Origin of the sequence: Formosa algae, from assembly GCF_001439665.1 — a bacterium.
GTDB classification, from domain to species: domain Bacteria; phylum Bacteroidota; class Bacteroidia; order Flavobacteriales; family Flavobacteriaceae; genus Formosa; species Formosa algae.
Map to the genome: position 1 here is coordinate 108,927 of NZ_LMAK01000011.1, position 13,943 is coordinate 122,869.

15 protein-coding genes are annotated in these 13,943 nt (G+C 31.6%); 9 read left to right on the forward strand and 6 right to left on the reverse strand.

Annotation, left to right across the window (positions count from 1 at the left end; translation table 11 throughout):
• Window positions 1–4: 4 nt before the first annotated feature.
• Window positions 5–595 (reverse strand): hypothetical protein, encoded by a 591-nt coding sequence (locus AST99_RS04040; protein ID WP_057779419.1) that lies wholly within the window; start codon window positions 593–595, stop codon window positions 5–7.
• 118 nt (window positions 596–713) lie between these two features.
• Between AST99_RS04040 and xerD the strand changes: the two genes are divergently transcribed.
• Window positions 714–1,610, forward strand: coding sequence for a site-specific tyrosine recombinase XerD (gene xerD / locus AST99_RS04045; RefSeq protein ID WP_057779421.1), 897 nt, complete (start codon window positions 714–716; stop codon window positions 1,608–1,610).
• Between the two features lie 151 nt (window positions 1,611–1,761).
• Window positions 1,762–3,069 (forward strand): DUF2254 domain-containing protein, encoded by a 1,308-nt coding sequence (locus tag AST99_RS04050; RefSeq protein WP_057779423.1) that lies wholly within the window; start codon window positions 1,762–1,764, stop codon window positions 3,067–3,069.
• A gap of 52 nt (window positions 3,070–3,121) precedes the next feature.
• Here the strand turns inward: AST99_RS04050 and AST99_RS04055 are convergent, their stop codons facing one another.
• The gene (locus AST99_RS04055; protein WP_057779425.1) at window positions 3,122–5,017 is read right to left on the reverse strand and encodes a M61 family metallopeptidase; all 1,896 of its coding nucleotides are present in this window, start codon (window positions 5,015–5,017) and stop codon (window positions 3,122–3,124) included.
• 181 nt (window positions 5,018–5,198) lie between these two features.
• On the opposite strand from AST99_RS04055, the gene AST99_RS04060 reads away from it, so the two are divergent.
• From AST99_RS04060 to AST99_RS04075, 4 genes are read left to right on the forward strand one after another with little or no spacing between them, the layout of a single operon-like run.
• Window positions 5,199–7,124, forward strand: coding sequence for a BatA domain-containing protein (locus tag AST99_RS04060; protein ID WP_057779427.1), 1,926 nt, complete (start codon window positions 5,199–5,201; stop codon window positions 7,122–7,124).
• Entirely contained in the window at window positions 7,121–8,380 is a 1,260-nt protein-coding gene (locus AST99_RS04065) for a dihydroorotase (RefSeq protein WP_057779429.1), read from the forward strand. The genes AST99_RS04060 and AST99_RS04065 overlap by 4 nt, the downstream gene beginning before the upstream one ends.
• Before the next feature lie 2 nt (window positions 8,381–8,382).
• Window positions 8,383–8,706, forward strand: coding sequence for a hypothetical protein (locus AST99_RS04070; protein WP_057779432.1), 324 nt, complete (start codon window positions 8,383–8,385; stop codon window positions 8,704–8,706).
• The gene (locus tag AST99_RS04075) at window positions 8,707–9,357 is read left to right on the forward strand and encodes an alpha/beta hydrolase (RefSeq protein ID WP_057779434.1); all 651 of its coding nucleotides are present in this window, start codon (window positions 8,707–8,709) and stop codon (window positions 9,355–9,357) included. It abuts the gene before it with no gap.
• A gap of 91 nt (window positions 9,358–9,448) precedes the next feature.
• Here AST99_RS04075 and AST99_RS04080 read toward each other — a convergent pair whose 3' ends face one another.
• Window positions 9,449–9,946 carry a hypothetical protein gene (locus AST99_RS04080; RefSeq protein WP_057779436.1) on the reverse strand — a complete coding sequence of 166 codons (498 nt, stop codon included), beginning with the start codon at window positions 9,944–9,946 and terminating at the stop codon, window positions 9,449–9,451.
• Window positions 9,946–10,707 (reverse strand): MBL fold metallo-hydrolase, encoded by a 762-nt coding sequence (locus AST99_RS04085; RefSeq protein ID WP_057779439.1) that lies wholly within the window; start codon window positions 10,705–10,707, stop codon window positions 9,946–9,948. Before AST99_RS04085 ends, AST99_RS04080 begins: the two co-directional genes overlap by 1 nt.
• A gap of 101 nt (window positions 10,708–10,808) precedes the next feature.
• Here AST99_RS04085 and AST99_RS04090 point away from each other — a divergent pair, with 101 nt between their 5' ends.
• Window positions 10,809–12,257, forward strand: coding sequence for a hypothetical protein (locus AST99_RS04090; RefSeq protein WP_057779440.1), 1,449 nt, complete (start codon window positions 10,809–10,811; stop codon window positions 12,255–12,257).
• 176 nt (window positions 12,258–12,433) lie between these two features.
• Here the strand turns inward: AST99_RS04090 and AST99_RS04095 are convergent, their stop codons facing one another.
• Both AST99_RS04095 and AST99_RS04100 read right to left on the reverse strand, forming a co-directional pair.
• A complete protein-coding gene (locus tag AST99_RS04095) occupies window positions 12,434–12,991 on the reverse strand; it encodes a Smr/MutS family protein (RefSeq protein WP_057779442.1) in 558 nt (185 codons plus the stop codon).
• 1 nt (window position 12,992) lies between these two features.
• Window positions 12,993–13,190, reverse strand: coding sequence for a hypothetical protein (locus tag AST99_RS04100; protein ID WP_057779444.1), 198 nt, complete (start codon window positions 13,188–13,190; stop codon window positions 12,993–12,995).
• A gap of 116 nt (window positions 13,191–13,306) precedes the next feature.
• Between AST99_RS04100 and AST99_RS04105 the strand changes: the two genes are divergently transcribed.
• Window positions 13,307–13,600, forward strand: coding sequence for a DUF2752 domain-containing protein (locus AST99_RS04105; RefSeq protein ID WP_069727798.1), 294 nt, complete (start codon window positions 13,307–13,309; stop codon window positions 13,598–13,600).
• Between the two features lie 7 nt (window positions 13,601–13,607).
• Window positions 13,608–13,931, forward strand: coding sequence for a CCC motif membrane protein (locus tag AST99_RS04110; RefSeq protein WP_057779447.1), 324 nt, complete (start codon window positions 13,608–13,610; stop codon window positions 13,929–13,931).
• The last annotated feature ends 12 nt before the right edge of the window (window positions 13,932–13,943 follow it).

The window sequence follows — 13,943 nt, forward strand, 5'->3', positions numbered from 1 at the left end:
TTTCTTAATTACCTAGGTTAATAGTGAACCCTAAACTGGCCGCAGACCATGTCCAATTATTAGAAATACCAGAATATGACAAGTTTAACTGTAAAGCTTCGTTTATGTTATATCCAAGCATTGGCCTAAAATAAAAACCACCATCCCAATTTTCACTAAGTCCGAAAGCATAACCTAAGTCTGTACCTATAATAATACCATTATAAAGTGCAACTCGAGTCGCCGCAGCAACTGGAATGTATCTGAAATCTTTTTTATTGTTTATGGGTCCCCAGCTACCTTCATTATCTTTTCCAAAATAAATACCATAACCGGAAGCAAGACCAATACCAATGGTTCTTTGAGCTTGGTATAAGAAATTCACGTCCAACAATACACCTGTAGAAATAATATTACTAGCAGAATTTAAAGGTAAAGCAGCACTTGCTCCTATATTTAAACCTTCTTGTACGTTTACTCCGGTAAATACAGCGGTTATTGTTGAAGATTTCCAACGATCAAAATTAAATTCTGGGTTTTCATATACTGAAGGTTGCGCAAAACTTTTGCACACAAAAAGTAAAAGAATAATTGTAGTTACAATTCCTCGTTTCATAATAAGTAGATGTTAATTAATATATTTGGGACGATTAAAGTACGAAATAATCGTTAAACTGCACAAATTTTGATAAATTAATAATTAACAATTTGAATTAATATTCTACTTTTAACTCATGAAATGGGAAAATGCATTAAAAGATTACGCTTTATTTTTAAATATAGAACGTGGATTATCAACCAACTCTGTAAGTAGCTATGTCTTAGATGTTAAAAAATTAGTCACTTTTCTAGATGTTAATAACATTAATCTATGTCCTACTCTGATATCTACAGTTACCATACAAGAGTTTATATACGCATCTGCAAATTCATTAAATGCCCGATCTCAGGCCAGACTTATTTCTGGACTTCGTAGCTTTTTTGATTACTTAATTTTTGAAGATTACCGATCAGAAAACCCACTAGAATTAATAGAATCCCCTAAAATTGGACGTAAGTTGCCAGACACTTTAAGCGAGGAAGATATAGATGATTTAATAGGCGCTATAGATTTGTCTACAAATGAAGGTGAACGCAACCGTGCTATGCTAGAAACATTATATAGTTGTGGTTTACGTGTTAGTGAATTAACACACTTAAAACTCTCTGATTTATATTTTGATGAAGGTTTTATAAATGTAACAGGAAAAGGTGATAAACAGCGATTTGTACCCATCGTGTCATCAACTATAAAATACATTACAATATATATTGAACAGGTTAGGCCACATTTAAATATTCAACCTGGACATGAAGATACTGTATTTTTAAACCGACGAGGACGACAACTAACGCGAGCTATGATTTTTACTATCATAAAGCAGTTAGCTGTTAAAATAGATTTAAACAAAAAAATATCTCCGCACACTTTCAGACATTCTTTCGCAACACATTTACTACAAAATAATGCCGATTTAAGATCCATTCAATTGCTATTAGGGCATGAAAGTATTACCACTACAGAAATTTATGTGCATTTAGATAAAAAACACTTAACCGAAGTGGTCAAAAAATTTCACCCTAGAAAATAATGACTAATTAGCGTTTAAATTACATCAACTGATATTTTATAAACAAAAAATCTCTTCTTAACTTTTAGTTTAGGGGTAAAAAATAAGCTATATTATATACTTGAGGATTCAAATGTATCGGGAATCCATATAAAAGAAACATTTAAAACGCATGAAAAAAATAGTCTTCTTACTAAAAAAATTGAAAGCTACATTTTGGTTTATTCCTGTTTTAATTATTTTACTAGCCATCGGACTTTCAATTGGTTTGGTTTCTTTAGACCAGGTTATTAATTTACCTCAAGATGGTTTAGGCCGTTTCTTTTTTGTAAACAGTGCAGATTCTGCACGTAGTATATTAAGTACCATTTCTGGTGCTATGATTGGTGTTGCAGGAACTGTTTTTTCAATCACTTTGGTGGCTTTAACCCTAGCTTCTTCTCAGTTTGGTCCAAGATTAATTAGAAATTTTATGTACGTAAGGCTTAATCAAGTGGTATTAGGATCTTATGTGGCAACCTACATTTATTGCTTATTAATTTTAAATGCTATTAAGGAAAGTGATCAATACACTTTTATGCCATCACTCTCTATTTTGGTAGCCATTATTGCGGCTTGTATTAATATTTTACTACTTATTGTTTTTATTCATCAGATTGCGACGAGTATACAAGCAGACAATGTCATTTCCGATATATCTATTATCATTTCCAAGCAAATAAAATCTTTGTTCCCAGAACATATGGGCAATGAACTTCGCTACGAAAACACGCTAAATATAGATTATATAAAATCGAATTATAGTGAGATTAAAACAATTACCTCTCCCAAAAATGGATATTTTCAATATATAGATAATGAAACTTTATTAACAACAGTTACAGAATTTAATGGTTTAGTAGAGCTTTATTTTAAACCTGGAGATCATTTAGTAGAAGGTATTGTTTTAGGTAAAATATATAAAAAAGAGACTATAGCTGATGATGAATTAGAACAAATCACTAGTCAATTTGTTATAGGAGAAACTAAAAATGCACAACAAGACCTTGAATTTTCTATTTTTCAAATGGTAGAAATTGCATCACGTGCGCTATCGCCTGGTGTTAACGATCCGTTTACAGCTATAACTTGTATAGATAATTTAACGGCAACCCTTTGTAAACTTGCCCAAGTTCAATTTCCTTCTAAATACAGAATGGATGAAGAAAAACAATTAAGAATTATTGCAGTTACCTTAAAATTTGAGGATTTATTAGACTCGTCTTTTAATCAAATCCGACAATATTCTGCAGGAAGTACAGCTGTAATTGTTAAACTTATGGATGCCCTTTTAACCATTAATCAGTTTGTAAATACAGAAGATTATAAAAACGCCCTTTTAAAGCATGCAAAAATGGTTTTAAATGTTGGAAAAACATCTTTAAACGAAGAGCAAGACCTTAAACTATTAATTGAAAAGCATAAACAAATTACGGCATAAAAAAAGGTCCAGATAAAATCTGAACCTTTTAATCTAAATTACCTTTAAGGTATTATCCTTTTAACCACGCTTTACGTAGTTCGGTTTGTTTTGCTGTAGCATCTGGATTTGGTTGTAACACTTTTCCAGTAGTATACGATTTTGTCAGTTTTGTTTTAACAACTACCTGCTCTCCGTTTCTATCTAAAACCACTTCAATATCTTCTCCCGGTTGCATAGAAATTGTTTTCTGAAGGATTTCGTTAGCATTCACAATAGTCATCTCTTCACCATTAATACTTTTAATAATATCGTTTGGTAAAACACCTTGGTCATGCCAAAAACTATTATCTGCTACTAATTCACTAAAGAAAATGGTTCTATTAATAGGATCTCCTCCTAAAATTAAATCGCCGTTATTAAGTAAAAAGTTAGTTTCTATTTTACCTTCTCCTTTAATTAAACCTACTTTTTCAAAATAGGTATCATAATTAATAGGTGTTGTGCCTACTACATGAGATTTTAAAAATTCGCCAACTGCCGGATAAGTAATAGTTGTAATTTCATCAATAATGGTATCATCATCAAACGGTTTGTTCTGACCGTATTTCATAGATAATTCTTTCATTAAAGATAATATACCGCGTTGTCCGTTACTTTCTTCACGCATAATAATATCAATACACATTCCTATTAACGCCCCTTTTTGGTATACATTATAGTAGTTAGATGCATAAGGTTCGTTTAATACATTTTCACTCATTTTAGTAAAACTCATTGTATCGTCCATACGTAACGACATATTAATTTTATCTATTAATTTAGAGTAAAAAGCAGTCTCGTCTACTAAATCTTGATTGACTTGAAATAAGGTTGCGAAATATTCTGTAACCCCTTCATACATCCATAAATGTTTTGAAAATGTAGGTTCATTATAATCGAAGTAATGTACATCTGCAGAGTGTACACTTAAAGGCGTAACTATATGAAAAAACTCGTGAGACACAACATCTATCATACTTTCATCTAAAGCCTCTTCAGACTCCGCTTCTTGTAAGACCACTACAGTAGATGTGTTATGTTCTAAAGCTCCAAAACCTTTAGGTTGATCGTCTCCTTCACCTGCTAAGTATAAATAAATATCGTAACGTGGTGTTGAATTAATATCGCCTAAAAATGCTTTTTGAGCTTGCATCATTTTTTCCATTGTAGCGCGCAATTTCTTCGCATTGTGTGCCTTTGTAGGCGAATACACGCTTAATACAATTTTAATATCACCAACCTGAAATTCTTCTACATCTAAATTTCCATACATCATGGGGTTATCTGTAATATCAAAATATCTAGGGGCAGCATAACTTGTAGTGATTACTTTACCATCTTCGCTAAGAGTTTCCTTAACATTTTGTAATGCAGAAGTTCGTTTAAAAGATTCTGGTGCGGTAACATCTAAAGTGTATTGGTTATTCTTTAAAGAATCAAAATACCCGATAAATCCATGTAAATTTAATACATAATTATCTGGCTCTATATTTGTTCCAGAAGGTGAAAATGGTTGCTCTTCCCCTATACCTCCTTGTTCTTCAATATCGAAAGTATCGTTTACGTAATAGGTAATATAATCTAGGTTTTCAGCATTTGCTATAGTCCATGAATTTACATCGGTTTTTTTAGTCGGAATTTCAACACCTTCATAATTAAACGCTTTAAAATCGTCTATATATTTTCCGAAATCACTTACAGAATACGTCCCTTGTACCACTCGTGGTAACCTATAAATAACAGTGTCTTGGGAAAAACGACCTGGATTAATAGTTACTGGTGCTTTATCGTTTACAACTTTTGTTAAATTTATAGACGTCGCAATTGGTGTTGATAATGCTGCATCGTTTTTAGATACCGTTTTAGTAGAGCCACAACCAACAAGCACAACACTTGCCAAGGCCAAAGCCAAAAATTGATTTTTCATGAATTTTCTTTTAATTTCTCTATTTGTAATTCAAAATTACAATCTGTTACAAAAAATGAATATAACTTTTTGTTAAAAGAAATACATTACATTTTTAGCAAATTTAAGTTTTTAACCGAATTTTAAAATTTTCTTATTAATTATATATGCAATTAGTATCTTTGACAAACATAATTTAGGAATGCAGTTTAAACACCCCGAACTTCTTTACGCGCTTTTTTTATTACTAATTCCTATTATAATTCACTTATTTCAGCTCCGGAGATTTAAAACTGAAGCCTTTACGAATGTCGCTATTTTAAAAACAGTTTCTCAACAAACTCGTAAAAGTTCTCAATTAAAAAAATGGCTTGTTTTACTTACAAGATTATTGCTTTTAGCAAGTATTATTCTAGCTTTTGCTCAGCCTTTTACAACCAATAACAACATTACAGACGCACCAAAAGAAACTGTTATTTTCTTAGATAATTCTTTTAGTTTAGAGCAAAAAGGAGCTCAAGGAAGTCTCTTAAAACGTGCTGTGCAAGACTTAATTTCTGAAGGCGATTTCGATAAAACCATTACTTTAGTTACTCATGACGCTGTTTATAAAAACACCACTATAAAAGCACTACAAAATCATCTGCTACAATTACCTTATTCGGTTAATCCGCTGTCTTATCAAGCTGCTATTTTAAAGAGTAAATCGTTGTTTAACCATACATCTAAAGCAAAAAAACAACTTATTTATATCTCAGATTTTCAGCAACAAAACCAGCCATTTTCTGTTGCTTATGATTCTTTAATTCAGGTAAATTTAGTTAAACTAAAACCAATAAACACAAATAATGTCGCTATAGATAGTGTTTACATTTCTAAAAGCACACCTTTACAGACAGAACTAACTGTTACCTTAAAAAATTACGGAGATGCTGTAGACAATCTTTCTGTGGCTTTACATAACGATGAAATGTTAATATCGAAATCTGCTGTCTCTATAACAGATCAAGCTGAAACGCAGTTTACCTTGTCTAATAAAGATATTATTAACGGGACGTTTAGTATTGAAGATTCAGGCTTGCAATTTGATAATACTTTATACTTTAATATTAATACACCATCAAAAGTAAATGTGATGAGTGTAACCGAAAGTGATGATACTTTTTTAAGTAAAATATTTACTGCTGATGAGTTTACTTTTACTTCTGTATCTGCAAACCAATTAGATTATAATGCCATTCAAGAGCAGCATACCATTATTTTAAATGAGTTAAAAGACATTCCAAATAGTTTGTCTACCATTTTAAAATCCTTTACAGATCAAGGTGGAAATCTTATTGTTATTCCCGCAGCACAATTAAATCGTAATGCATATAATAGTTTATTAAATCATTATAATACGCGTTTAAAAACCTTATTCCATTCCGAAAAAAACATCACATCTATTAATTATTCGCATCCTATTTATAAAGATGATGTGTTCGAAAAGCAAGTTCAGAATTTTCAATATCCTAAGGTCAATCAATTTTACGATTTAGATGATACATCCGGAAGTACCGCACTAAGTTTTGAAGATGATAGTCCGTTTTTAAGTCAATTTTCAAATTTATATCTCTTTACGTCTCCTTTAAATACAGAGGTTTCTAATTTTAAAAGTTGGGCATTAATTGTACCTTCTTTTTATAAAATGGCCGTGAGTAGTTTGCAACATCCTAAACTGTATTATACGATTGGAGAACAGAACCAATTTGATGTAGAAGTCGCGTTAAATCAAGACGACATAATTTCTATAGAGAATGCGCAGACTCAATTTATTCCACAACAACAATACTATAATAATAAAGTTAGTGTAACCACCCAAGAACGTCCTGAAATTTCAGGTATTTACAACATAAAAAACAAATTAAACACGCTTAAAAACATCAGTTTTAATTACAATCGCGAAGAAAGTAAATTGGAATATCAAGATATTTCTACACTTAAAAACGTGACTATTAGCAATTCAATACCGAGTCTTTTTGATACATTAAAAAGTAATACAAAAATTAATGAGCTATGGAAATGGTTTACTATTTTTGCACTGGCCTTTTTGATAATTGAAATGCTCTTCTTAAAATATTTTAAATGAACGTACTTATAAAATCTGCGACTATTATTGATACTAAAAGTGAGTTTCATAATCAAACTCTCGATATTTTAGTTGAAGCAGGCCGTATTTCCAAAATTGGAACAGCTTTAGAAAATCCTAATCACTACAACATTTTAGAACTTGAAAACCTACATATCTCTCAAGGTTGGTTTGATTGTAGTGTAAGTTTTGGAGAACCAGGTTTAGAGGAAAGAGAAACCATAGTAAACGGACTTAAAACAGCAGCATATTCAGGTTTTTCTACTGTGGCTATTAACGCTAACAGTCATCCTGTAATCGATACAAATAGTGATATCACTTTTATTACAAGCAGAGCGTTAAACCATGCTGTAAAGGTATTGCCAATTGGCGCCTTAACAAAAGAAAGCAAAGGTGTAGATTTAGCCGAATTATACGATATGAAAACAGCTGGAGCTGTGGCGTATTACGACTACCAAAAACCCATCACGAATGCTAATCTTATGAAAATTGCGTTGCAATATGCAAGTAATTTTAACGGACTGGTTTGCTCATTTCCGCAAGACAATGGTATTGCTGGTAAAGGAGTTATGAACGAGCATATTACAAGTACAACCTTAGGTTTAAAAGGTATACCTGCTTTAGCAGAAGAATTACAAGTGGCTCGCGATTTATTTTTATTAGAATATACAGGTGGTAAACTTCATATTCCTACCATATCTACAGCAAAATCTGTTGAACTTGTTCGTGAGGCTAAAGCGAAGAAACTAGACGTTAGTTGTAGTGTAGCCATTCATAATTTATTTTTTGACGATAGTGTGTTAAACGATTTTAACACCCATTATAAAGTATTACCGCCTTTACGCACACAAAGTGATGTAGACGCTCTAGTTGCTGGCGTAAAAGACGGCACAATAGATATGGTAACTAGCGACCACAATCCGTTAAATATCGAAGAAAAGAAAGTTGAATTCGATTATGCTACATATGGTACTATCGGACTAGAAAGTGCTTTCGGTGCCTTACAAACCCTCTTTTCTTTAAAGAAATCTGTTGAAATTTTAACCAGAGGTAAACAACGTTTTGGTACAGAAAATACACCTATCCAAGTAGGAAATGCTGCAAATTTCACACTATTTAACCCAGACGCAAAATATACATTCACAACCCAAGATATCGTATCTAAATCTAAAAATGCTATTTTTGAAGGTGAATCGTTAAAGGGAAAATCTTATGGTATTCTTAATAACAATCAATTAGTATTAAACTTAAAATAAAAATGAAACAAACCATTAATGAAGGTAAAAATTTAGCCGTAATTAGTTATTTAACTTTTGTAGGGTTAATTATTGCCATTATAATGAACCTTGAAAAAAGAAACCCGTTTACCTCTTTCCATATCAGACAAATGTTAGGCTTAGTAATTATGCTTTCAGTGTCTCAGCTTATAGAAAAATACTTAAATAGTTGGTTAGGGACGCTCTGCTGGTTTATTACTTTTGCATGTTGGTTATATGCATTTTACCATGTTATTATTGGGCAAAAGAAAGTTATTCCATACATCGGTGAATATTTTCAAGAATGGTTTAGAAACGTTAGATAAATGAAAGACTTAAGCTTATATCATATTACACGCCCTTCAACTCTGAAGGAAAATGCTCCACTTTTAATCATGTTTCATGGGTATGGTAGCGACGAAAACGACTTGTTTTCTTTTGCTTCAGAATTACCAGAAGAGCTGTTTATTATTTCAGTACGTGCGCCTTTTGCCATGCAACCTTATGGAAATGCTTGGTATGCTATTAATTTTGATGAGGAAAATGGAAAATGGAGTGATGATGAACAAGCCAAAACTTCTCGCGACTTAATTGCAACTTTTATAGATGAAGCGGTAGCTAATTATCCAGTAAATAAAGACAGTATTACTCTTTTAGGATTTAGCCAAGGTAGTATTTTAAGTTACGCTGTGGCTCTAACCTATCCAGAAAAAGTAAATAACATTATCGCGTTAAGTGGCTATGTGAATTCAGAAATTATACCCGTAAATTCTAATACTGAAGATTACAAACACTTAAACTTTTTCTGTTCTCATGGTAGTGTAGATCAGGTTATTCCTGTAGATTGGGCAAGAAAAACACCTGGAATTTTAGAAAAACTAGGTATTAAACACGTATACCACGAATATCCTGTAGGACATGGAGTAGCGCCACAAAATTTTCACGATTTTAAAACTTGGTTAGCCAAGTTAATATAATCTAAATGTACATTATAAAAAAAAGTGTCGAAAATCTAAATATTAGATTCTCGACACTTTTTTTATGTCTATTTTCTTAAGTATAGAGTAATTAACGAAGTGGGTATAATAAAGAATCAATAACTTCAAAAGACACTTCGTTTTGATTGATAACTTCATATTTAATTAAAAGTTCTCCCCAGAATATACCATCAGAAAAATCGGTAATGATCCATTTATGATTTAAAACTTTTATAGAATTAATTAGCATAGTATGACCTTCATTTGCAGCATATGGAATTAAAGGGTTTCCTCCTTTTACATTGTTTTCATATATAGCATCTTTTACAAAAGGGATTAAAGATTCTACATTCAAACCTTTATTTTCAAAATAGGTAATCGCATCTTCATTCTGCTCAATATTAAAATGCGACAAATCAAAGATTTTATCATGTAAAACGGCTATCGAATCTGTTAGTGTTTCAACTTTTGCTTTACTTTTTTCAATAGTTCGAATATCATCTTCAAAAACATTCTTAGAATTTACATATTGAAATAAGATAAGAAGTAATGAAAAAATAAATAGGTACATAAAAATTTTCTGCTTCATTATATAGTTATTTGTAGGTTATCGTAAGCTAAAAACACATGTTTTGGTAAATCTTTTTCTACTGCTTCATGGAAACCGAGTAAATGACTTATGTGTGTTAAATAGGCTTTTTCTGGTTGTACTTTTTTTATAAAATCTAATGCTTCTTCTAAATTAAAATGAGAAATATGTGGTTCTACCCTTAACGCATTTACCACTAAAACTTTGACACCTTTTAATTTTTCAATTTCGGCATCGTCTACCGTTTTCATATCGGTTAAATAGGCAAAATCTTTAAATCTGAACCCAAATACTTGTAATGTATTATGCATCCCATTAATGGGCAGAACTTCTAAATTTTGAAGTTTAAACGGAGTATTTGTAATAATATGAGAATCGACATTTGGCGCACCCGGATATTTGTTTTTTGTTGTAAAAATATAATCAAAACGGATGGCTAACGATTCTATGACGCGTTGGTGACCGTAAATACTAATATCGCCCTGACGAAAAAAGAAAGGTCTAATATCGTCTAGACCAGCAGTATGATCTGCATGCTCGTGCGTAAATAAGATTCCGTCAATTTTATGCACAGCATTTGTTAGCATTTGCTGTCTAAAATCTGGACCGCAATCTATCACATAACAAAAGTTGTCCCATTCAATTAAAACGGACACACGAAGGCGTTTATCTTTAGTATCTTGACTTAAACAAACGGGGTGATTACTACCAATAATGGGGACACCTTGAGACGTTCCGGTGCCTAAAAAAGTGATTTTCAAAACTGTTAAAGATTTACTACAAAAATAGACTTATTTTTTTGTTTAGTAGGCTAATTTAATACCTTTGTAAGAGATACATATATTCTAATCTACAATTATACATGGAAATCACCCTGATAGGAGACAAAAAGATTGAAGACATCCCATCGTTAAAAACGAAAGCGCTTCGAATCAATTTAAATGAGAACATTTATGGTACGTTTGCTGAAATCGGGGCCGGTCAAGAAACCGTTCGACATTTTTTTAGAGCTGGAGGTGCTTCAGGAACCATAGCAAAAGCCATGTCTGCTTATGATAAATCTTTTAGTGATGCGGTTTACGGTGTCGAAAAAGATGGTAGATATGTTACCGAGGCGCGTTTAATGAAAATGCTTGATCACGAAATTAGACTTATTGAAGAACGTATTACGCGTGATAAACACCCTAATAAAATGTTCTTCTCGTTTGCTAATACGGTAACTACAATCGATTTTGCAAAGCAATTTAAAGGTCATGGTTGGGTAGGCTTACGTTATCAAGTAGAGCCGGATCAAGATTATAATGAAATTACTTTACATCTTAGATTTAAAGAAACAGACGCCAGACTACAACAAGAAACGCTTGGTGTATTAGGAACAAACCTTATTTATGGGGCATTCTATAAGTATAACGAACCTAAAAAATTACTGCGTTATTTATACGATCACTTAGATAAAGATCAGATTGAAATTGATACCATAAACTTCTCTGGACCGATCTTTGAAAATGTAGATAACCGATTAATGAGTTTACAATTGGTAAAGAACGGGATGACAGATGCCGTAATGTTCGATCCAGATGGAAACAACGTTTTACCTGCTCGAGTATTATACAAAAAAAACATTTTAGCTTTACGTGGTAGTTATAGACCCGTAACTAAAGTAAACATGGATTTGTTTCATAAGTCGTACGACATGTTTATTAAAGAGAATAAGGTCAATGAAAATAATACAAAAGTTATTTTTGAAATTACCTTATCTAATTTACGTGCAGAAGGTGAAATTGATGAACAAGATTTCTTAGATCGTGCTAAACTATTGTGTTCTTTAGGACAAACGGTGTTAATCTCTAATTTCCAAGAGTATTATAAATTGGTTGAATACTTCTCTCAATATTCTAAAAACCGTATGGGATTAGCCATGGGTGTAAATAACTTAGTCGATATTTTTGATGAGAAATACTACCGCCATTTAAGTGGAGGAATCTTAGAAGCCTTTGATAAATTATTCTTTAAAGACTTACGTGTGTATCTGTACCCAATGACAGATGAAAATGGAAAAATTACAGATAGTGAAAACTTAAAAGTGCATCCACGTATGAAAGAATTATATAAATTCTTTAAATACAACGGAAAAGTGGTTGACATTACAGATTACGATCCTACAATTTTGTCTGTATTTTCTAGAGAAGTACTTAAGAAAATTGCGACTAACGAACCGGGTTGGGAAACCATGTTACCAGAAGGTATTGCAAACTTAATTAAGCAAAAACGTTTATTTAGTTGTGATCCTACAGTTATAGATAAAAAATAAAATCTTTTACATATTAAAAAAAGCGACCAAATTAGTATTAATGTGGTCGCTTTTTATGTTTTTATCTTTTTCAAATCAATTTCCCAAAACAATGCATTCTTATTTCTTTATTAAAGAATGAATGGCGTTTAATAAGTTAGAGTGTAAAACTAATCTTTACTTCTTCTAAAATTTATTTATTTCACATTCTGAAAAATATAAACTTCAGTAGCTCCTACCCCATACTTTTGATAGTTAGCATCGTAATATTTTAAATTATCGTAATGATTAAATAAGTATTCCAGCTCCATTTTAAGAACACCTTCGCCAACGCCATGAATAAACACCACCTTTTGTATTCTATTCTTCATAGCAAACTCCAATTTATGTTTTGCTGTGTCCAATTGTAAAGTCAACATATCGTAATTTTCCATGTTTTTTGTCGACTTTGTTAAATTATGAATGTGTAAATCGACTTCCATAGTAGGTTCAAAACGTTCCTTGGGTTTTATTCTAACAGATTTTTTAGGCTTATATTCTTCTTTTTCAGAAATCACCTGACTTAAAGAACTGGCTCTAAATAGTTCTGAATCTATATGTTTATCCGACTTAATTTTAATGAGTTCTTGAGCTTCAAAATTCAATATAAAGCCATCTTCAGTTTCAACAGAAACCGTTTGTCCTTCTACCTTTAAAACAGTTCCAGAAATATCTTCATCTAAAACCGACACCACATCTCCCTTTTTAAAACTCATATTAATTTTTGTTATTAAGATTATCGTCTTGATTATGTTTACTTGGAATCGTTTGAGAAATTTTAAACACACCAAAAAGTAAACTACAAATGCCTAATATTAATAGGTATGTATGTTCTGCATCATCAACTTTGGCGTACATAGCAACAAGTATTCCGAAAATAATTAATATATAACTTAAGGTTTGGGACGATTTCATGAGTTTAATTTCAAAATTAAAAACCAAAATTACAATTTTAAATAAAGTAGTTTCAAATTCTTCTATATAAATTGTTAGGCTATAACACTATATTTGTAAGACTAAACCCAACTTTTATGTTTTCTATAGAAGATTACATGCTCCCTTGTTTAACAAAAAAATACTTAGGCTTTGATTGTTTAGGCTGTGGTTTACAACGTTCTGTGGCTTTAATTTTACATGGCGATTTTATTCTTGCATTTAAAATGTATCCCGCAATTTACACAATAATTATATTAGCTATTTTTCTTTTAATAAATGCTTTCAGGTCGTTTAAACACCAAGAATCTATTAAAAGATGGCTTTTTATTATTAATATCGTTATTATTGTAATTAGTTATTTTATAAAACTTTCGACCACTAACCTTTAATACAATTATGGAAAGAACTTATTTAAAAACCACACCTATTTACATCCTATCTGCTCTAGGACTTTTATGCTGTTGCATTGCTGGTATAGGAGTTATTCCCTCTGGAATTGCTTTTTACATGGCAAATAATAGTTTAAAAGACGTAGAATTAAATCCTGAAAATTATGAAAATATTGAAGGGATGAATACGGCTAAAACCATTGCTATGGTAATGTTAATTATTAATGGATTATATCTTGTATACTCTATTTATAGCATTGCTACTGCCGACTGGGATGTTGCGATAGAGCAATTTCAAAAAGGGATGCGTGAAGGTGGATATGAAATCTAAACCGATTTAAAA